The 21753-nt window shown below is 41.0% G+C and carries 15 protein-coding genes; 8 read left to right on the forward strand and 7 right to left on the reverse strand.

Annotated elements, in window-relative coordinates; translation table 11 throughout:
* The 6 genes from PE36_RS13240 to PE36_RS13265 form a co-directional block, all read right to left on the reverse strand.
* Positions 1-3747: Ig-like domain-containing protein (locus PE36_RS13240; protein ID WP_006032546.1), on the reverse strand; the 3747-nt coding region annotated here is incomplete at its 3' end.
* Positions 3748-4248: 501 nt separating this feature from the next.
* Positions 4249-5571, reverse strand: coding sequence for a TRAP transporter large permease subunit (locus tag PE36_RS13245; RefSeq protein ID WP_006032547.1), 1323 nt, complete (start codon positions 5569-5571; stop codon positions 4249-4251).
* Between the two features lies 1 nt (position 5572).
* Complete coding sequence (locus tag PE36_RS13250; protein WP_232286585.1) at positions 5573-6106, reverse strand: TRAP transporter small permease subunit; 534 nt, start codon at positions 6104-6106, stop codon at positions 5573-5575.
* A 331-nt stretch (positions 6107-6437) separates the two neighbouring features.
* Positions 6438-7454: a TRAP transporter substrate-binding protein gene (locus PE36_RS13255; RefSeq protein WP_006032549.1), complete on the reverse strand. Its 1017-nt coding sequence runs from the start codon at positions 7452-7454 to the stop codon at positions 6438-6440.
* Between the two features lie 316 nt (positions 7455-7770).
* The gene (locus PE36_RS13260) at positions 7771-8301 is read right to left on the reverse strand and encodes a gluconokinase (protein WP_157517789.1); all 531 of its coding nucleotides are present in this window, start codon (positions 8299-8301) and stop codon (positions 7771-7773) included.
* Between the two features lie 67 nt (positions 8302-8368).
* Positions 8369-9382, reverse strand: coding sequence for a LacI family DNA-binding transcriptional regulator (locus PE36_RS13265; RefSeq protein WP_006032552.1), 1014 nt, complete (start codon positions 9380-9382; stop codon positions 8369-8371).
* Between the two features lie 469 nt (positions 9383-9851).
* Here PE36_RS13265 and gndA point away from each other — a divergent pair, with 469 nt between their 5' ends.
* Entirely contained in the window at positions 9852-11354 is a 1503-nt protein-coding gene (gndA, locus tag PE36_RS13270) for an NADP-dependent phosphogluconate dehydrogenase (RefSeq protein WP_006032553.1), read from the forward strand.
* 63 nt (positions 11355-11417) lie between these two features.
* On the opposite strand, the gene PE36_RS13275 is transcribed toward gndA, so the two are convergent.
* On the reverse strand, positions 11418-11840 hold the full coding sequence (locus PE36_RS13275) for a hypothetical protein (protein ID WP_157517790.1): 423 nt from the start codon (positions 11838-11840) through the stop codon (positions 11418-11420).
* Between the two features lie 325 nt (positions 11841-12165).
* Here PE36_RS13275 and PE36_RS13280 point away from each other — a divergent pair, with 325 nt between their 5' ends.
* From PE36_RS13280 to PE36_RS13310, 7 genes are all read left to right on the forward strand, one after another.
* Positions 12166-12912, forward strand: coding sequence for an AzlC family ABC transporter permease (locus PE36_RS13280; RefSeq protein WP_006032555.1), 747 nt, complete (start codon positions 12166-12168; stop codon positions 12910-12912).
* Entirely contained in the window at positions 12909-13211 is a 303-nt protein-coding gene (locus PE36_RS13285) for an AzlD domain-containing protein (RefSeq protein WP_006032556.1), read from the forward strand. Before PE36_RS13280 ends, PE36_RS13285 begins: the two co-directional genes overlap by 4 nt.
* 18 nt (positions 13212-13229) lie before the next feature.
* A complete protein-coding gene (locus PE36_RS13290) occupies positions 13230-14072 on the forward strand; it encodes a LysR family transcriptional regulator (RefSeq protein WP_006032557.1) in 843 nt (280 codons plus the stop codon).
* A 232-nt stretch (positions 14073-14304) separates the two neighbouring features.
* Positions 14305-16377 carry an alkyl/aryl-sulfatase gene (locus tag PE36_RS13295; RefSeq protein ID WP_006032558.1) on the forward strand — a complete coding sequence of 691 codons (2073 nt, stop codon included), beginning with the start codon at positions 14305-14307 and terminating at the stop codon, positions 16375-16377.
* A 511-nt stretch (positions 16378-16888) separates the two neighbouring features.
* On the forward strand, positions 16889-18721 hold the full coding sequence (gene glmS / locus PE36_RS13300; protein WP_006032559.1) for a glutamine--fructose-6-phosphate transaminase (isomerizing): 1833 nt from the start codon (positions 16889-16891) through the stop codon (positions 18719-18721).
* Between the two features lie 143 nt (positions 18722-18864).
* Positions 18865-19695: a heteromeric transposase endonuclease subunit TnsA gene (locus PE36_RS13305; RefSeq protein WP_043994517.1), complete on the forward strand. Its 831-nt coding sequence runs from the start codon at positions 18865-18867 to the stop codon at positions 19693-19695.
* Positions 19674-21752: a DDE-type integrase/transposase/recombinase gene (locus PE36_RS13310; RefSeq protein ID WP_043994518.1), complete on the forward strand. Its 2079-nt coding sequence runs from the start codon at positions 19674-19676 to the stop codon at positions 21750-21752. The genes PE36_RS13305 and PE36_RS13310 overlap by 22 nt, the downstream gene beginning before the upstream one ends.
* The last annotated feature ends 1 nt before the right edge of the window (position 21753 follow it).

The following is a 21753-nucleotide window of genomic DNA, read 5'->3' on the forward strand; positions in this document are numbered from 1 at the left end:
TACTGGCGTGGCGCCATCAACGTTATACGTTAATGTATCGCCCGCTTTAGAGCCGGTGACTGCGATCGTCGCCGTCACCGTGCCATCGGTACCTAATTCTGCTGCGTTATAAACGCCGTCATCATTGGCATCGATATCTGCGATCGTAACGCTTGGCGTCACGACCGCTGTATCTACCGTGATCGTTTGCTCAACGAAGGCTGCGTTACCTGCGGTATCGGTTGTGGTAATGGTTAAAGCTTGTGTGCCATCCACTAATGTCGATGTCGTAATTGAATAATTGCCATCCGCATCAACCGTGCCGGTACCCACAACTACGTTTGCTGCATTGGTGATAACAACGCTGGCGCCGATCTCACCGGTACCGTCAATCGTTGGGGTATTATCAGACGTAATATCGTCATTATTAATGGCGCTATCTGAGCCCGCATTGATGTCCGCCGTTGGCGTCACGATACCAGTATCTACCGTGATCGTTTGCTCAACGAAGGCTGCGTTACCTGCGGTATCAGTTGTGGTAATGGTTAAAGCTTGTGTGCCATCCACTAATGTCGATGTCGTAATTGAGTAATTGCCATCCGCATCAACCGTGCCAGTACCCACAACAACGTTTGCTGCATTGGTGATAACAACGCTGGCGCCGATCTCACCGGTACCGTCAATCGTTGGGGTATTATCAGACGTAATATCGTCATTATTAATGGCGCTATCTGAGCCCGCATTGATGTCCGCCGTTGGCGTCACGATACCAGTATCTACCGTGATAGTTTGCTCAACGAAGGCTGCGTTACCTGCGGTATCAGTTGTGGTAATGGTTAAAGCTTGTGTGCCATCCACTAATGTCGATGTCGTAATTGAGTAATTGCCATCCGCATCAACCGTGCCAGTACCCACAACAACGTTTGCTGCATTGGTGATAACAACGCTGGCGCCGATCTCACCGGTACCGTCAATCGTTGGGGTATTATCAGACGTAATATCGTCATTATTAATGGCGCTATCTGAGCCCGCATTGATGTCCGCCGTTGGCGTCACGATACCAGTATCTACCGTGATCGTTTGCTCAACGAAGGCTGCGTTACCTGCGGTATCGGTTGTGGTAATGGTTAAAGCTTGTGTGCCATCCACTAATGTCGATGTCGTAATTGAGTAATTGCCATCCGCTTCAACCGTGCCGGTACCCACAACAACGTTTGCTGCATTGGTGATAACAACGCTGGCGCCGATCTCACCGGTGCCGTCAATCGTTGGGGTATTATCAGACGTAATATCGTCATTATTAATGGCGCTATCTGAGCCCGCATTGATGTCCGCCGTTGGCGTCACGATACCAGTATCTACCGTGATCGTTTGCTCAACGAAGGCTGCGTTACCTGCGGTATCGGTTGTGGTAATGGTTAAAGCTTGTGTGCCATCCACTAATGTCGATGTCGTAATTGAATAATTGCCATCCGCATCAACCGTGCCGGTACCCACAACTACGTTTGCTGCATTGGTGATAACAACGCTGGCGCCGATCTCACCGGTGCCGTCAATCGTTGGGGTATTATCAGACGTAATATCGTCATTATTAATGGCGCTATCTGAGCCCGCATTGATGTCCGCCGTTGGCGTCACAATACCTGTATCTAAAGTAAAAGTAACTGGCGCACTTTCAGTGCTGTTACCAGCCGTATCGGTCTGGCGAACTACTACGCTGTTATCACCTTCAACTGGCGTATACGTGGTTGTCCAATCACCACCGTTAACACTGTATTCAACCACGGCATCATCTTCAGCCGCTGAAACTGTCAGAGCACCATCGTTGGTGATGGTATCACTGCCGCTAACACCAGAATCATTCGTTAATGAAACCGTTAATGCATCTGGTGCAGTCGTATCTAACGTGAAAGTAACTGGCGCACTTTCAGTGCTGTTACCAGCCATATCGGTCTGGCGAACTACAATACTGTTATCACCTTCAACTGGTGTGTAACTTGTTGTCCAATCACCACCGTTAACACTGTATTCAACCACGGCATCATCTTCAGCCGCTGAAACTGTCAGAGCACCATCGTTGGTGATGGTATCACTGCCGCTAACACCAGAATCATTCGTTAATGAAACCGTTAATGCATCCGGTGCTGTTGTATCTAAAATAAATGTAACCGGCGTACTTTCAGTGCTGTTACCAGCCGTATCAGTCTGGCGAACTACAATACTGTTATCACCTTCAACTGGCGTATACGTTGTTGTCCAATCACCACCGTTAACACTGTATTCAACAACACTTCCGTCTTCAATATTATCGAGTTTTAAACTGCCATTGTTGGTAATTAAATCACCATTTACACCGCTATCGGTTACCAATGAAACTATCGGTGTATCAATCTGATTGTCTAATTTGAACTCAAATTTGGTGTTACTTGAGGTATTACCTTCTGTATCTGTTTGACGAACATAAACCGTATTATCACCCTCAACAGCAATAAATTCATCGGTCCAGGTTTCACCATCAATACTGTATTCTATAGTCGCACCAGCTTCTGGGGCCGTTACACTCAAACGGCCATCTGTCGTAATCAAATCGCTATTATCGCTACCCGAATCATTTAGCAAACTAACAACAGGTGCATCCGGAGCAGTAATATCAATACTAATTACATCTTCAGCAACTGCGTCTGTACGGTTACCTGCTTTATCAGTAACTTGCGTATTAACATCATATTTTACGCCATCTTCAAACGGGGCTAACGTACCACTGTCTGGTACAGTGCTACCCGTATCAATGCTCCAGTGGCCATTTTCATCAACAACGACATCATTATAAGTTGCGCCATTAATAATCACAGTTAGACTATCGCCTGATTCCACAGTCGCGGAGCCAGTAATGATCGGTGTTAAATCATTACCATGAGAATTATTCACCGATGCAGCAACAGGGGGCGTGGTATCGACTTCAAAAGTAATATTACTGTTGTCAGAAACATTACCCGCGCTATCAGTCTGGCGAACCGTAACAACGTTTTCGCCTTCCACGGCAGTAAATTCAGGTGACCACGTTAAACCGCCATCAACGCTATATTCAACAGTTGCATCAGCTTCAATACCTGTAACCAATAAACGACCATCATTAGTGACTAAATCACCCGCAACATTACTGTCATTAACCAGCGCTACATTAACGGCCTGGGGGGCAGTACTATCAACAGGTACGGTGTTATCATCAGATGCTGCCGTATCAACAATACTTGTATCTACCAAGGTTTTAGTTTGCGCAGCCTGGGTAAAGGTTTCAGTTTCAAATTCAGCATGGGCCAGTGTCTCAGCTCCGGTACGTTCTACAGTTATCGCAGAAGAACGACCGCCATCACTGGCACTACCAGCAGCAGTACTAACAGGATCAATAAACTCTTCATCAGATAGGATTAAGTCTTGAATGGCACGAATTTCAGCTAAAATATCGTCACTAACTTGGGGTTGGTCTTGTACAGGTTTATCACTAGATGCGGTAATTTCATCTAACACATCCATTGCTACATCAGGCGTGTCAGCATCATCATTTGCTTTAAAATGTTCATCGATAATCACTTGTGAGCCATCGGCATATTTCAATATAACCTGAGCACCAGACGTGACTTCAATTTTGCCACCCGCCGCAATTTCATAACCACTCTCCAAGGATTGACTATCCTGCTCAAGTATATGCTCTGCTTTACCGTTAACAGATATAACTTGTGCTTGTTGGGGAATGACAAATGTGATCATGAGCAAGTCCTTTTGACTATCTTATTCTAAGGAACAGGTAAATACCTGCATAATTATCGGTTTACACTATGATCACACATACAAGAATCATCATTTTAACGATATAATAATTAACTACTTCAACTATCTAACTTAGTACATAAATCAACATAACAGCAGAGCTGTTAACGTTAAATACACATTTGCAATGAAGCATTAGTTTAAATAGCTCTTTTATTATACATATTTAAGAAGCTATAAACTATTGTATGACATGGTTTTTTAAATTCCAAAATTGCCTAGTTCGACGGCCATCAGTCAAACGGTGACAATACAACTTAGATTTACCACTAACCAGTTGTAATTAATGATTATTTTTCAATGCCACTTTAGTACCAATTTAAGTGTGAAATTTTAACTGTTCAAATTTCAAACAAAAAAAGCCCATTGTTATTACTAACAATGGGCTTTCAGATATCTAATTTAACAAGACGTCGGTTATATCACCTATTCAAGAATAAATTATTGCCACCATAATGCCAACTGAGGGAACATGATGAGCAATGCTAACGCGACAACTTGTAAACAGATAAACGGTACCAGAGCACTGAAAATCTCACCTAAGCTGATGTCTTTTGGTGCTACCGATTTAAGGTAGAAGGCAGCGGGACCAAACGGCGGTGACAAGAATGAAACCTGCATATTCATACAGAACACCACACCAAACCAAATTGGGTCAAAACCTAGACCAACCACAATCGGTACAAAGATAGGCATAGTTAATAATGCAACACCAACCCAATCTAGGAACATACCTAATACAAACAGCACTGCCATCATGATTAAGATAGTACCCATTGGGCTACCACCACTCATCGCCAGAATGCCTTCACTTACAAAATCAATGCCGCCCATTAAATTGTAAACACCAACTAATGCGCTCGCACCAATACCAATCCAGATGATCATGCCACAAGTACGTAACGTCGCAATCGAGCTTTCTTTTAACATGTTCCAGTTAAGCTCACCACGGATCGCCGCACTGATTGCAATACCGACAACACCTAATGCCGATGCTTCAGTAATTGACGCAATACCACTGTAGATACTACCCAGAACCACACCCACAGATAGCATTGGGAATAATAACGCTTTTTTGAAGTTAATATCTTTCGCGGCATCTTCCGCTAATTCTTCAGCTGTCGGTAATGGTGCTAATGACGGGTTTAAATGACAACGAATTAATACATACAAGATATACAATAACGCTAAAATCGCGGCAGGTAAGAATGATGCTTTAAACAGATCGCCAATTGATACATTTGCCGTTAGACCATAAATAATCAATACAATACTGGGTGGTAACATGGTGCCTAGCGCACCACCGGCACAGGTTGTACCGATCGCTAATTTACGATCATAACCAAGGCGCAGCATTTGTGGTAATGCAAGAATACCAAGTAGTACCGTTTCACCACCAATCACACCCGACATTGAAGCCAGTAGTACCGCAACTAATAGCGTTTGAACAGCAACACCACCACGGACGTTACGGCCCACTTTTTTCATTGCATCGAACAAGTCACGCGCAATACCAGAACGGTCAAGCAAGGCGGCCATCAATACAAACATAGGCACGGCTAAAAATACATACCCACTAACAAAACTATAAATTCGACTTGTGATCAGCGGTAGAACCTCAGGTCCAAACCAACCGAATGTAAATATAACCGCAACTAAACCAGTAACAAATGCTAACTGCATACCTGTTAACAACAGGCCAATCATAAGCACCAGCATTAATAAACTGCCGTAAGCAATACCAATAGATGAAAGATCAAACATATTATTTTTTCTTCTTAACTAAGCCGTGGATTTCTTGAATGAGGTGCAACACAAATTGCACTGACATTAAACACAGAGTACCAAAAATTAACGCTTTAAGTAGCGCAGGAAATACTGGATTCCAAGCTGAACCCGATGTTTCTAAACGCATCTCACCCCAAGGTGCATACCATGCGCCTTCCACCATGGTATAAGCGGCATAAGAAAGTAATACCGTAAATAATAAACCCATTATATGGTGGAATACATTCAAGTACTGCTTTACACGATCCGATACATGATCATAAATAAGCACAACACGGACATGTTTATCTGCGGCTAATCCATAAGCACCACCAATCACAAATAACGAGCCACCAACAAAGGACGCTGTTTCATGTACCCATGTCGTTGGCGCATTAAATACGTAACGCATAAGTACTTCATAAAACGATATTAATACCGTAAACAGAAACAACACACTAATTGCATTGCCAGCCCATATAATACCCGCATCGAGGCGGTTTCTTGGTTGCAGTTCTTCTGGATTACTCATAGATTTTTTCATCTTCTAAGTGGAAAAAAAAGGCTGCAGCGCAGCCTCCAGGTATATACCCAAGTTACTTCAAGATGCTATATCAGAGACGAGCAGGGATATCAGGACAAGGCACAATATATAGATAATGGTTATTCCATTTTCAAGTATTGTAACGCTGTACTGTTATTCCTGCTCGCCTCCCGTAGGGCAAACCGAAAGCAGGTATCTTCGGCGTTATGAAGTCTTGATTTAGAATAACTAAATCCTCGACTTCATGCCTTGAATATCCTCTCCTTTCGGTTTGCTGATTGTGCATCTTGAAGTAGCTTGGGTATAGCACTTACTTAAATTACAGTAAGTTTTTCGCTTTTAAATACGTTGTTACAGAGTCATATACTTTTTGTGCGTTTGGAGAACGTTTTGCGTAAACTTCCCACTGGCTACGCGCAATAGTACGGAACTTTTTACGTTCTTCTGCAGGCCAGTCATGTATGGTGATTTTTGGATCTGCCATAGCATCTGCGACCGCTTCAGCATCTGCTTTTTTCAGTGTCTCAACCATAGTGTAAGCAAATGTTTTAACTGAATCTTGCATTAGCGTTTGTAGGTCGGCAGGTAGTTTGTTCCACGATTTTGCACTAATCGAAACTTCAATTGCAGGTAAAGAATGGAAGCCAGGGTATACCGGATGCGTAGCGACATCATTCAGACCCGCTTTATGGTTCGTTGAGAACACCGTGTAATCAGCAGCATCAATAACGCCTTTACTTAGGCCTGTAAATACTTCTGAACCTGGTAAGTTAACTGGTGATGCACCTGCAGCTGCAAATACTTGTTGCACTAGACCTTCAGGCGCTCGTAGTTTAAGCCCTTTCAGATCGGCCACACCATTTAGCGGTACTTTAGACACAAACGCTTCAAGACCTGTTGCTGATGCACCAATATAATAAATACCATAAGGAGCATAGATCTCACGCATTAGCTCATTACCGCCGCCGTTATACATGTAATCTAATAGTTGTATTGGATCTGACCAAGCACCGACTGTGTTACCCATTAAACCAAATGCAGGATCTTTACCAGCAAAGAAACTTGTTGCTGTAATGTGACCTTGTAACACACCAAATTTAATACCATCGAGTGTTTCGGAGTGCTTAATTATCGCGCCAACTGGCAACATAGTGACATCGATACGACCGTTAGAATCTTTTTCTAATTGTTCAGCCCATGCCTTTTGCACTTGGAAGTTCTTCTCACCTGATGGATCAGAAGATTGAAATTTAAAATTAAATTCAGCGGCGAATGCAGATGCACTCATCATAGTTGCAACTGATGCTGCAATAATTGTTTTAGTAATGGTTTTCATTGGTAGCGGTATCCTTGTTTCTGACAAACCCGATAATGATATTGCTTTTATGTTACCGGTAACTATTGAGGTAATCTTACTCTCACAAACAGCTAAACTCTAGGGGTAACGTCACATTTTTATATAAAACCATCGGATAGTTTCAACTTTAAAGTCAGCATTGTTACATATAATCCACTTTTAAGTTTCATTTGAAGGGGAAGTGACGAGATAAAAAAAAAGGCCATATTTTGATTAAAATATGACCCTTGTTATAGTTTATAGATGCGCTAATTATTTTATAAAACGATTAGTATATTCACAAAAAATCGTAACACTAATGGCTTTTTAAAGCCTTAATACTGAGCGTTACTATGTCATCAATTGTGCCATCAATAGGCACAGAAAGTACGTCAATTTCATCCTCGAGTGGTAACTCCAGCGTGTTAAATTGGCTTCTTAACATATCATCACCACTAAAAAAATGCCCAGCTCGTGCTTTCAACCGTGTTAAAATTAAATCAAAGCTACCATCTAAGTAAATAAAAGTAATTGCTTTGTTACCGTCACGGATCTGATCGCGATAATCTTTACGTAATGCAGAACAAACAATAATACCCGTTTCATTCTTTTGCTCTATGCTAAAACACGCATCGCGAATACGCTCTAACCACGGCTTTCGGTCTGAGTCATTTAACGGTTGCGCTTCAGCCATTTTCAAAATATTGGCTTTCGGGTGTAGATCATCACCATCAATGAATTTAACGCCGAGCTGCTGTGCAATTTTTAATCCTATCGTAGACTTTCCACTACCAGAAACGCCCATGACTATAATACTTCTACCCATCATATTCTTACTTCTTAGCATTGCACTTAAAATCAACTAACGCAATGTTACCGTTAACACAGGGAAACACAAGTGTTATCAGTCTGACTTAGGTACTTGCACGCTCAGAAATAATAAAACCGAGATCTAAATGCTTACTTTCTATTGGTTCATCATTAATTCTTTTCAATAACAATTTGGCCGCCTGCTCACCAATATCAAAACGCGGAATACAAACAGAGGTTAATTTAGGGTTTGTCGCCGAGCAAATATCAAGGTCGTTAAAGCCTACTAACGCAATATCTTTCGGTACTTTTAAATTACGACGTTGACACTCAAATAGCGCCCCTGCAGCCAAATCGTCATTACAGAAGAAGATGCAGTCAGTATCAGGCCATTCACCTAATATCTCTGTCAACATATCAGCACCCATCTGGTAAGTTGAGGCATAAGAACTAGTGAGCACACGAGCATCGCTTAGCTCTGTTTCCCAAATCGCTTTGCGCCAACCATCTAAACGAAGTTGCGCACGTAGATCCATTCTTGCACCAGCAAAACCGATGTTTTTATACCCTTTGCCAATTAAATGCTGTGTCATTTTATAACCAGCTTGCGCATGATCTAAACCCACCGACATATCGATCGCGTTCTCATTACATTCCATGATCTCAACAACTGGTAAGTTTGATTTACGTAATAAACGATTACTCCGTTCAGTGTGGTGGGTACCAGAAATAATGATGCCATCGATACCAAACTGTAAGTAAGTCTCGATTAAGCGCTCTTCTTCTAATAAGGAATAACCCGAGTGGCCTAACAATATTTGAAAGCCTTGGTTTAACATTACATCATTAATGCCACGAACAACGTCAGCGAATACGCCGTTAGATAATGAAGGAACAATCAATACAATCGTTTTACTTTGCTTTGCACTTAACATGCTCGCAGCACGATTAGGCACATAGCCCATTTGATCAATTGCTTTATGGATACTTAAGCGTAATGATTCCGATACTTTCTCCGGCGTGCGGATCGCCCTAGAGACGGTGATTTTAGTCACACCTACTTTATTTGCAACATCTTGTAAGGTCACTCGACCAGACTTACGGCTGTTGGAACTCATACGCCTAATATCCTTAGTTATAAAATACTTACCACATTATACCTATCTTCAATTAGGGGTAAATAAACTTTTCAATTAACTTCAAAACAGCACAATCGTATGGTTTTTAACATATTTTTTAATTTATTTGACCAGCAATGATGCGGTTAAGTTAGATAACTATTCTTAGAAAGGAATATATAAAGATATTAGTAGTTTTAGCTACATTTATATAAGTGAACAGGAAAGAACCAATCTAAAATTTAACTAAACGCTGATAGTGTGAGGTAGATCTCATAAGACAATGCTGATTAACCATATTCGTTTTAATGATTTAAAATTAATTTATCAAAAAATAGTGATTTAGATGAAAAAGACAAATAACGATAGCGTTAACATTGTATCTTTTTCTACTTTCTATATCATGCCTTAAACTACAAGGCATTAGCCAATTCTCACCTTCATGACTTGCTAAGACACAGAGGACCAGATGAATAAAAATATTGATATTGCAGTAATAGGTTTAGGCGTAATGGGTGCCAACATGGCACTAAACTTAGCTGAACGTGGATTTTCCGTTGCAGCTTTTGATATTAACGAAAGCCGTCGTACTGACATCATTAAGCGTCATCAACCTTTAACAGCAGCAAAATTAATTGCGGTTGCCGATCTTGCAGAACTAATTAACCAATTAGAAGTACCTCGTCGAATCGTGCTTTCAGTACCAGCGGGTCCTGTTGTTGATATTATCTGTAATGACTTAATAGCAGCTGGCTTAGAAGCAAACGACATTGTTGTAGATACAGGTAACAGCCAATGGCGTGACTCTATCGCCCGTGCAGATACTTACGCAGGTAAGTTTAGCTTCTTCACTTGTGCTATTTCTGGCGGTGAAGTTGGCGCTCGTTTTGGTCCATCATTAATGCCAAGTGGCGACAAAGCAGCTTGGGAAAGACTAAAACCGATGTGGCAAGCGATGTCTGCGAAAGTAGACCCTGAAACAGGTGTTGAAATTGCACGTACACACGTAGACCAGCCACTACCAGAAGGTGAACCTTGTGCCGAATATATCGGTCCAATCGGTTCTGGCCATTTTGTTAAAATGGTACATAACGGTATCGAATACGCTGATATGCAAATGATTGCCGAAGTTGTGCAGTTCATGCGTCAAATCTTAGGCATGTCTGCGGTTGAAGTTGGCGAAGTATTCAGTGAATGGAACAAAGGTAAACTGCAAAGCTACCTCATCGAGATCACAGGTAATATCCTAAAAGTTGTTGATGAAGCAACAGGTAAACCTATGGTTGATGTGATCATGGATCAAGCAGGCCAAAAAGGCACAGGTAACTGGACTGCGCGTGAAGCCTTAGAGCTTGGCGTACCAGCAAACGCAATTGCCGAATCTGTATTTGCCCGTTGCCTAAGCACACAAAAATCTATTCGCCAGGTTGGCGCGACTAAACTTGCTGGTCCAACAGTCACGATTGAAGACCGCAACGTGTGGTTAGAAAAACTGGCTGACGCACTATATTGTTCAAAAATCTGTAGCTACGCACAAGGTTTTGAATTAATGTCTGCAGCACAAAAAGAACATAACTGGACACTTGATTACGTTGCAATTGCAAAAATCTGGCGTGCAGGTTGCGTGATCCGCGCTCACTTCTTAGATGATATCGCGAAAGCTTACCAAGCTGAACCTGAGCTATTAAACCTCATGTTAGCGGACCGTTTCACTAATACACTAGCTGAAAGCCAAATGGCATGGCGTGAAGTATTAGCGAAAGCAATCATGCAAGGTATGCCAATGCCTTCAATTAGCGCAGCAATGAGCTACTACGATTGCTACCGTGAAGCAGATTCATCAGCAAGCCTTATTCAAGCAATGCGTGACTACTTTGGTGGCCATACTTACCGTCGTAAAGATCAAGATGCAAGTCAAAGCTTCCACTATGATTGGCACTTTGGCACTGGCGAGCACAAAGCGCAGCACTAATTAATCGCGTTTTATTTTGTTAATAAAAAAACCCGGCTTGCTGGGTTTTTTATTAACTCAAGGTTAATGCTGCTTGATAAATTCGACTTGCACTACTTTTTCGACATACAAAGTTAGCGCTGCAAGTTCTTTTGAATCCCAGGCAAGCATTTCAGCTTGCATCGGTTGCAACATACAAAATTGCACCATCTGCTCGGCATCTATAGAGGTTAAACCCGACATATCTTCCGCCATTGCGACCAAGTGCGGATATGGCTGTTTAAAACTATCATTAAATGCCGCGCCACCAGCATGACAAGTACCGCACGCTAAACCACTATTACCAAGGCTAGGGTCATTCCACAGTTGTTCCCCATAAGCGAGTAAGTCACTACGATCACCACTGTAAACAGGGCTGTCGGCTTGTCGAACAAATTTGTTTAGCTCTTCATCATTACAACCCGCTAAACCAATCACGGCGATTAACGCCAGTATTTTCAATTTCATCGTCATTCTCTATTGTGTATGGGCAATTAAAGTTAGAAATTATGAGCAGTTAAAGTTAGAAATTAGAAGCGTAATTAAATATTAGTCCTATTTTTAGATTAAACAAACTAAGCTCATGATTTTACAAGGTCGATAAATGATGACAATAGACTAATCGCCAGCATATAAAACTAATATAATCACCATAGCACTTGGTTTAACGTATATATTCATCCACTCTCGCGATCCACAACCAAATGTATCCACCATATCTCTTACTCATGCGCTAACTCCGTTAATATGCATAATCACTATAAAAACAACATATATGACAAGGAATAAAAACATGTCACAGCCACAATCATCCGCCTCGATCAGAAAGTCATTATGGCGAGGTATGATCGCAGCAATGCCGTTAAGTATTGCGGTGATCCCTTGGGGTATTTTGGCGGGCTCTTATGCCATTGAAGCCGGTTTAGATATGCTGCAAAGCCAAGCAATGTCAGCGATTGTGTTTGCTGGTGCGGCGCAGCTGGTTGCTGTGGGGATGATCAAATCAGGCGTTGGGTTAACCAGTATTCTCTTAACTACCCTACTCATTACCTCACGCCATTTTTTATATGGCATGGCTATGCGTCAGCAAATGAGTCCCCTGCCTTTACGTTGGCGGTTAACACTGGGATTCTTACTCACCGATGAATTATTCGCTATATGCAGCGACACCAAGCAGCACAAATTTGATCGCTGGTTTGCGTTTGGCGGTGGCTTTAGTTTTTATCTCATTTGGAATATAGCGTCTGCGGTCGGTATTTTTGCTGGTCAACAGATCCCCAATTTAGATGAGCTCGGTTTAGACTTCGCTATCGCAGCGACTTTTATTGCCTTGGTTGTACCTGCCATTAAAACCCCATCCATACTCGTTAGCGTACTGGTGTCGTTAGTCATGGCCGTCGTGTGTGAAGTGTTTGATATCCAGGGCGGATTACTCATCGCGGCATTATCAGGCATGAGTGCTGGTATGCTTACAGCTAAATTAACCAATGAGGCACACCCAAATAAAATCATATTAACCAGACCGGGAGAAGGCCTATGATCTGGCTAACCATTATATTAATGACGGTCATTATCTTTATTAGCCGCTACATATTCATAGAACCGAAACTACCATTGCGCCTTAATCCCGGTATGGTGAAGTTTTTAAGCTATTCGGCACCTGCAGTACTTACTGCAATTTTAGCGCCGATTGTCTTTATTCAAGACAATACTTTGCATCTTAATCTCGATAATAGTTACTTGATCGGCGCTGTGTTTGCGGTGTTGCTGATCCTGATAACCCGCAACACGTTGCTCACAGCGGTATTGAGTATGCTGCTTTTTTTCTTAGTTCATTAAGCCGCAGAGGTAATTGTTATGCATGATTTTGATATGAACCTAATTAAGCCCTTTGCAAAAGTGTATGAGCTTAATTCTATAACTAAAGCCGCTGAATTATTAAATGTGTCACAGCCCGCGATTAGTGGTGCGATAAAACGCTTAGAAACGTATTTAGGTTACCCGTTGTTTATTCGCAGCGGCCGAAAATTAAGCCCTACTCCTAATGCACAAAACTTCTACTCACAGGTTTCTACCGTATTAGAAATTGTTGACAATGCACTGGGCAACAAAGAGCACTTTATCGTTTACGCCCCCGAGAGCATTTTGCTCAAACTCAGTGGTATTCACGATATCCAATTAATAGAATCAAGTGATAGTGAGGAAGATACATTTAACGATTTACGTATGCGTAAAATTGACCTCGCAATTGATAACGTCACACAGCAAGATAACAGTTTCTGTTTTGAACTGGTGCGCAAAGAACATCTTAAACTGGTGTGTTGCAAAAACCACCCTACAGTTACAGATAGCATCACCATGGAGCATTATTTACAACTCGGTCATGTGGCAATGAAACTGGTGCGTAATAATATGCGTGCCGTGGAGTACTTTGCCAAAACAGCATTAAAAGCGCGTGATATCAGAGTGCAAGTCTCTAGTCCAGCCAACATGATGCTGGCAGTACAAAATTCAGATTATATTGCCGCCATCCCTGAGGGCCTTTGTCATATTGCAGATAGCTTAGGGTTAAAAGTCATTGAGCCGCCTTTTACCATGAAACCAATCGACTTCCATTTGATTTATCACAAGCGTTACCTAAAAGATAAAGGCCATCAGCAATTAAGAGAAACAATCAAAAACAAGCTGATTAATTTTTAACGATTGTTCAGCACGCCGATTTAGCATCGGCTACAGTTTAGTTAGCATAATCACAGCGGCCATTTATTTAGTATAAGCACAGCTTATGGCAGGCATAACGCCTGCCCCGTTCTTTTATTTACCGACAATGTTTATTATTACCCCATCGAAGCAAAGCAGCTAATAACCAGCTATCTGTTGCGCTTTATAAAACTTTATATCTTTATAATGTAATGAATTAACGGGTGATATTATGAAAAAAACTACATTAGCTATCGTGATCTCTTCTCTCTCTTTAAGTGCAATCGCTGCCGACCATGGCCATGACCATGCTCACCTAAGCACTATTGGTGAGCAAGGTGGTAAAGACGCAACCAAAGCTACGATCCAATACAACAACGAATTTGCCAAAACACTTAACTTTGAAGATGTGCGTGCTTTTGAAAATAATAACCGTGGTTTGATTGCTGAATTTGACCAAACAACTGGTGATATTATTCGTAATAGCTTTAACTTTATTGATGCCGATGTAGCAAATGCAGATAACGCCCCCGATTCAGTAAATCCATCATTATGGCGCCAAGCGGTATTAAACCAAGCGGCAACGGGCTTATATGAAGTCGTACCGGGTAAAATTTACCAAGTGCGTGGTACCGACCTTTCTTCAATCTCATTCATTCGCAGTGATAGCGGTTGGATTGTTTACGATGTGTTATTAACCAAAGAATCAGCGGCGCAATCTCTCAAATTCTTCCAAGAAAATGTACCAGAAGCAGGTAACTTACCGATTGTAGCGATGATTTACTCACACTCACATGCCGATCACTTTGGTGGTTCACGTGCGATTAAAGATGCTTTCCCAGATGTGAAAGTATACGGTTCAAAAAATATCACCAAAGAGATTGTTGATGAAAATGTATTAGCAGGTAACGCTATGTCACGCCGCGCCGCTTATCAATACGGGGCAACATTAGACCGCAATAATCACGGTATTGTTGACGCAGCCTTAGCAAAAGGCCTCTCTACAGGTGAGATCACTTACGTATTACCTGACTATGAGTTAAACCATGACCAAGAAATTGAAACCTTAGTCATTGATGGCTTAGAAATGAAATTCATGGATGCATCCGGTACCGAAGCCGCATCAGAGATGGTTACGTTTATTCCCAGCATAAATACCTTGTGGACAGGTGAGCTCACTTACCAAGGCATGCATAACGTTTATACATTACGTGGGGCCAAAGTACGTGACTCATTAAAATGGTCGAAGAAAATTAACGAAATGTTGGTCACTTGGGGCGCTAAAACAGACGTATTATTCGCGTCACACTCAGCGCCGATTTGGGGCAATGAAGAAATTTCTAATTACCTAAAAATGCAACGTGATGCTTACGGTTTCACACACAACCAAACATTGCGTTTAGCCAATAACGGTTACGTAATGCAAGATTTAGGTGATAAGATCTATGAAGTAATGCCTGATAGCATTCAGAAAAGCTGGCATACCAATGGTTACCACGGTACTTATTCACACAACTCGCGTGCAGTGTATAACATGTACTTAGGTTACTTTGATATGAACCCTGCGAACTTGAACCCACTGCCAATTAAGCCACAATCAGCCAAATTTGTTGAGTATATGGGCGGTAGTGACGTGATCCTTAAAAAAGCACATGCTGATTTTGAAAAAGGCGAATACCGATTTGTTGCAACTGTGCTGAATAAAGTCATGCAAGTTGAGCCTACAAACACCGAAGCACGCAAACTATTAGCCGATTCTTACGAGCAATTAGGTTACCAGTCTGAAGGTGCGGGTTGGAGGAATACCTACTTAACCGGTGCGCAAGAGTTACGTGTTGGCACTATGCCTGGTAACCCAAAAACCGCCTCAGCAGATGTACTTGCAAACATGACTATCGAAAACTTATTAGATTATATGGCCGTTAAAGTTGATTCGCTAAAAGCGCAACACACACCATTTACCTTAAATGTGGTATTACCTGATGTAGAAGAGACTTTCTATGTAGAAATGGCAAACGGTAACTTGAATAACATTAAAGTAGACAAAGCATTAGAAGCAGATGCGACCTTGTTTATTAACCGTAGCGATGTAACTAAAATCATCTTGCAACAAACGACATTAAAAGACCTCTTTGCAAGCAAAGCAGCCGGTTTAAAAGGTGACAATACCGTATTAAACAAACTACTTAGCACTATGGTTGAATTTGATGAAGTATTTGAAATTGTACCTCGCCCAGCGAAAGGCCAAGAAGTCGATGCTCAGTTATATGAAAAAACGGAGAACCATACAGGCCATAAACATTAAACACGTTTATTAGCGTCACTACCCAAGCCAGCTTATGCTGGCTTTTTTAGCTTCTAAATTTGTGCCGTATTCAAATCATAAAAACCATGCTTGAGTTAAGGCCGGCATAATTGAGTTTCGCCACATTCATCGATACAAGTTTCATTAATTACGCTGTAACCACACATAAAGTGCAAGTTTAAATAGACAAACGAAACAAACGAAACTAATATACGGAAACTTCGAAACTTAACCTGTCATATTTACAGAATCAAGGTATCGATATAACGAGTGAAAGTAGATAAATTTCAATCACACGCTATATTTAATAAAACGTAACTAATGCATTTCATTTAAGTTACGTTTCAACTTTGAAATACAAAATAATCGTTTAATGATAACAGTTTCGAGCTCAAAATCATTAAAACAAGTTATATCAGGACGAACGTCATCACGGACCGATAGGCAGTACTATCACGTGGTTATTACTTGTTTAAAATATTTATACCATTTATAAAGCTAGGAGAAGACCATGTGTGGCATTGTTGGTGCAGTAGCGCAAAGAGATATCGCTGAAATTTTAGTTGAAGGTTTACGTCGTTTAGAATACCGCGGTTATGATTCTGCCGGTGTGGCGATTGTTGATCAAGACAATAACCTGCAGCGTGTTCGTAGCTTGGGTAAAGTAAAAGAATTAGCGAATGCCGTTGAGACTGAACAACCCGTCGGTGGTACTGGTATTGCCCATACTCGCTGGGCGACACATGGTGAACCTTCACAAGCAAATGCTCATCCACACGTATCAGGTGATATCGCGGTTGTACATAATGGTATTATTGAAAACCATGAAATGTTACGTGAACTATTACAACAACGTGGTTATATTTTCCAATCGCAAACAGACACTGAAGTCATTGCCCACCTTGTTGAATGGGAACTACGCTCTGCCGATAGCTTACTTGATGCAGTACAAAAAACCGTGGCACAGTTAGAAGGCGCATACGGTACTGTGGTACTAAATCGTCTCGAACCAGGTAAGTTAATTGTGGCTCGTTCAGGCAGCCCAATCGTAATTGGTTTAGGTGTGGGCGAAAACTTCCTTGCATCCGATCAACTTGCACTGCTTAATGTTACTCGTCGTTTCATGTACCTTGAAGAAGGCGATGTAGCTGAAATTACCCGTCGTGATGTGTCAGTATTTGATATTAATGGTAAGCCAGTAACACGTGAAGTAACGGAGTCAAATGCAGAGCATGATGCAGCAGATAAAGGTAAATTCCGTCACTTTATGCAGAAAGAAATCTTCGAACAACCTGTAGCACTAACCAATACAATGGAAGGTCGCCTTACAGCTAACCGCGTTATTACAGAAAGTATCGGCGTTAATGCGGCAGAGATCTTAGAGAAAGTTGAACACATTCAGATCATCGCTTGTGGTACGTCGTACAACGCAGGTATGACAGCCCGTTATTGGTTTGAATCGTTAGCAGGTGTCAGTTGTGATGTCGAGATCGCGTCTGAATTCCGTTACCGTAAGTTTGTAACGCGCCCTAATAGCCTACTTATCACTTTGTCACAGTCAGGTGAAACTGCAGATACGTTAGCAGCAATGCGCTTAGCGAAAGAAAAAGGTTACATGGCTGTAATGACCATTTGTAACGTAGCCGGTTCTTCATTAGTACGTGAATCTGACTTTGCATTCATGACCCGTGCGGGTACCGAGATTGGTGTTGCTTCGACTAAAGCATTCACGACACAATTATCCGCATTATTAATGCTAGTAACGGCATTAGGTAAACAAAAACACGTTATCGATGCAACCAAAGAAGCTGAAATCGTAACGGCATTACATGCACTGCCAGCACAAATCGAAAATGCATTGTCATTTGATAAAGACATTGAAGCACTAGCTCAAGATTTTGCTGACAAACACCATACCTTATTCCTCGGACGCGGTGAGTTCTACCCTATCGCCATGGAAGCGGCGCTTAAGCTTAAAGAGATCTCGTACATTCACGCAGAAGCATATGCGGCGGGTGAATTGAAACACGGTCCGTTAGCGCTAGTTGATGCCGATATGCCTGTTGTGGTTATCGCGCCAACCAATGAATTACTCGAAAAGCTTAAATCGAATATTGAAGAAGTACGTGCACGTGGCGGCCTGCTTTATGTATTCGCAGATGCAGAAGCTGGTTTTGTTGAATCAGAAGGCATGAAGATCATCACTATGCCGCATGTAAGTGAAATTACAGCGCCGATCTTCTACACGTTACCAATGCAGTTACTGTCATACCATGTTGCTCTGATTAAAGGTACAGATGTGGATCAACCACGTAACTTGGCGAAGGCTGTTACTGTAGAGTAATTAATCATGGTCTAACCGCAATTTATGTATTCGAGTAATAAAGTTATATACCAAGTAATAAAGACGTATACCAAGTAATAAAGTCGTATACTGAGCCTATCCGTACTATGCTTAATAATAAGCAAATATGGATGGGCTTTTTTATGTCACAAAATCGTTACTTCAATTCTGAAGCTAAAAATATTAAATGGATTAAACAAGGACGAGGTTCTGGCCATGGTATCAATTACAAACCTTGGCTTACAGTGCGGGACCTACCATCAAGAGGTCGTTCAAGTCGAGTCTTTGGACATAAAAGTGCCCGAACTCATCATCTATTATCAGATTTAGAATTAGCTGTATTTTTCATTTTAGAATGGGACCTATCAGTCACTGATATACGAGAACAATTTCCACTTAACCTTAAAGACACACAATCCATCGCTCGTAACGCACAAATTAAACACCCCGTAGATAAAGGTGTGCAGCAAATAATGTCATCCGACTTCCTCGTGAATACAAATTTCCTCAACAAACCTAAATTTGCGTTACAAGCTAAATACGCAGCAGATTTAGAAGATCCAAGAACAATAGAAAAGCTTGAAATTGAACGCCAATTTTGGGCATTAAAATCAGTACCATGGTTTATCGTCACTGAAAATGATATCCCAAAAGTTGTTTTTGAAAACATTAAATGGCTCTATCCTGCCCAGCGGGATGAAATAGATTTAGGTGAATTTATTGAACGTATTAATTTTTATCAACATATCTTTAAAAGTCATCCGACTAAAACAATTATTACACTCTCCAAGTTATTAGATAGTACTTACGATCTTGAATTAGGTGAGACACTCCGTGAATTACGCCAACTGTTAGCCCATAGATGTTTTGAATTCGATATAAATATTCCAATAAAAAAATTAAAAATCAATGAATTACATTTGGCTAATTATGACGCTATACGGGAGGCTGAATGTTTAGAGTTAACGAGGTAGTCAATTTTAGTGATGAACAATATCGGATCTTAACTATTTACCTTGATGAAATAGTTTGGATTTCATTAGATGATGAGAAAGCTTTTCCGTCTTGGATTGCTAAAGACGAGTTAGTAGAAGCTATTGACGATGGGACTCTAACCAGAGGAACTGACCCATTCGAGTTTTTAGCTTTTGAAAAACCAGAAGAAGGTAGTACGTTTTACAAAAAACGAAATCATAATTATGAACTCATATTGCCTCTCATTTCTGACGAACAGATATTTAACCCTAAAGCTCGAGCTAAATTAATTAACGCATTGATTGACAGTCATGTATCAACTAAGCGTACTTTGTATAAACAACTCAGGCGCTATTGGCAGCGAGGTCAAATACAAAATGCCCTACTTCCTGACTATAAGCTCTCTGGTGGTAAAGGAAAAAAAAGGCAAGCTACAGATAAAAAACTGGGTAGACCTCGCATCATTACGTCTGGTAAGGGAGCAATTATAACCCCTGAAGTTGAAAAACTATTTCGTCGAACAATTGAGAAATATTTACTTGTTGCCAAAAAAAATACATTTCCCTTCACTCATCGACAATTTAAAAGCATCTATGAGACTTATTACCCTGAAACGCCAGAAGAAGAAATTCCATCATTGTGGCAAATGAAGCACTTCTATACTCGAGAGTATAAACAAGCTGAAGTAATGTCTAAACAAGTAACAAACATTGCATATCAAAAAGACGTTCGCCCTCTATTAAGTACAGTCAATACAAATACATTAGGACCAGGTTCACGATTTGAAATTGACGCAACGATTGCTGATATCTACATTACCTCAAACAGTGAACGGGCATGTATTATTGGTCGTCCTGTTGTATATACAGTTATAGACTCATTTAGCCGTATGGTAGCTGGTATTTATGTCGGGATGGAAAGTCCATCTTACGCTACAGCCATGCAGGCTCTCACTAATGCACTAACAGATAAAGTGGCTTACTGTGCAAAATATGGCATTGATATCACGAATGAAGAATGGCCGGTTAATGGATTACCCGATGCCATCTTAGCTGATAGAGGCGAATTGATAGGATATCAAATTGAATCTCTCGAACGCAACTTTTCAATTCGCATCGAAAATACAGGCCCTTATCGTGGCGATGCAAAAGGTATTGTAGAGCGATATTTCGGAACTCTTCAGGCCATATTCAAGCCCTTTTTACCAGGTATAGTCACTGGCACTAAAATCAAAAAACAAGGTGATAGAGATTATCGACTTGATGCTAAGGTAACACTTAATGAATTTATTGAAATTATCTTAACCTCTGTTTTATATCATAATCAATTTCATACACTAGAATACTATGACCGCGATATTGACATGCCAGAAGACCTTGCTATGACCCCGCTATCACTATGGAATTGGGGTCTTCAAAATAGAACAGGTAAATTAAGAAGTGCCCCAGAAGAAGCGATTCAAATTGCATTGTTACCGCAAATTGATGTGACTTGCTCACCTTTAGGTATCAAAGCTTTAGGCATCTATTTCACAAGTAGTGAAATTTTAGAGCAAGGCTGGCTACATAGAGGGAAATCGGTGAAAAGGCCTCAGAACCTTAAAGCAGCCTATGATCCACGAACAGCAAATCAAATTTATTTGTTTCCTGAAAAAAATAACAATAAATATTGGATATGCAAATTAGCAGACCGAAGCCGTGAGTTTATAGACTGCACATTTTGGGAAGTTGAAAAAGTACAATCTGAGCAAAAGCAGGCGATATCTAAATCTAAAATGACCTCTGATAATAAACTTAGAGCGCTAGAAAGTGCAATGGCTAAAAAAGTCAAAGAGATTGAAAAAAATGCAATCAATACAGCTCAAATGTCTGATGCAGAAAGGTTACGACAGATAAATGACAATAAGGAGAAGGCTAAAGAAGCAGAAAGAAAAGAAACAGCTTTTCACCCTAATGTGAACAAAAAAAACCAATCTGCCGATATCATTCCTATCACAAAGCAAGATGATGATTGCAGTTTCCCTGATTATATTGACGAGCTTTTTGATGAGGATTAAA

This window comes from Moritella sp. PE36 (assembly GCF_000170855.1).
Lineage (GTDB): Bacteria > Pseudomonadota > Gammaproteobacteria > Enterobacterales > Moritellaceae > Moritella.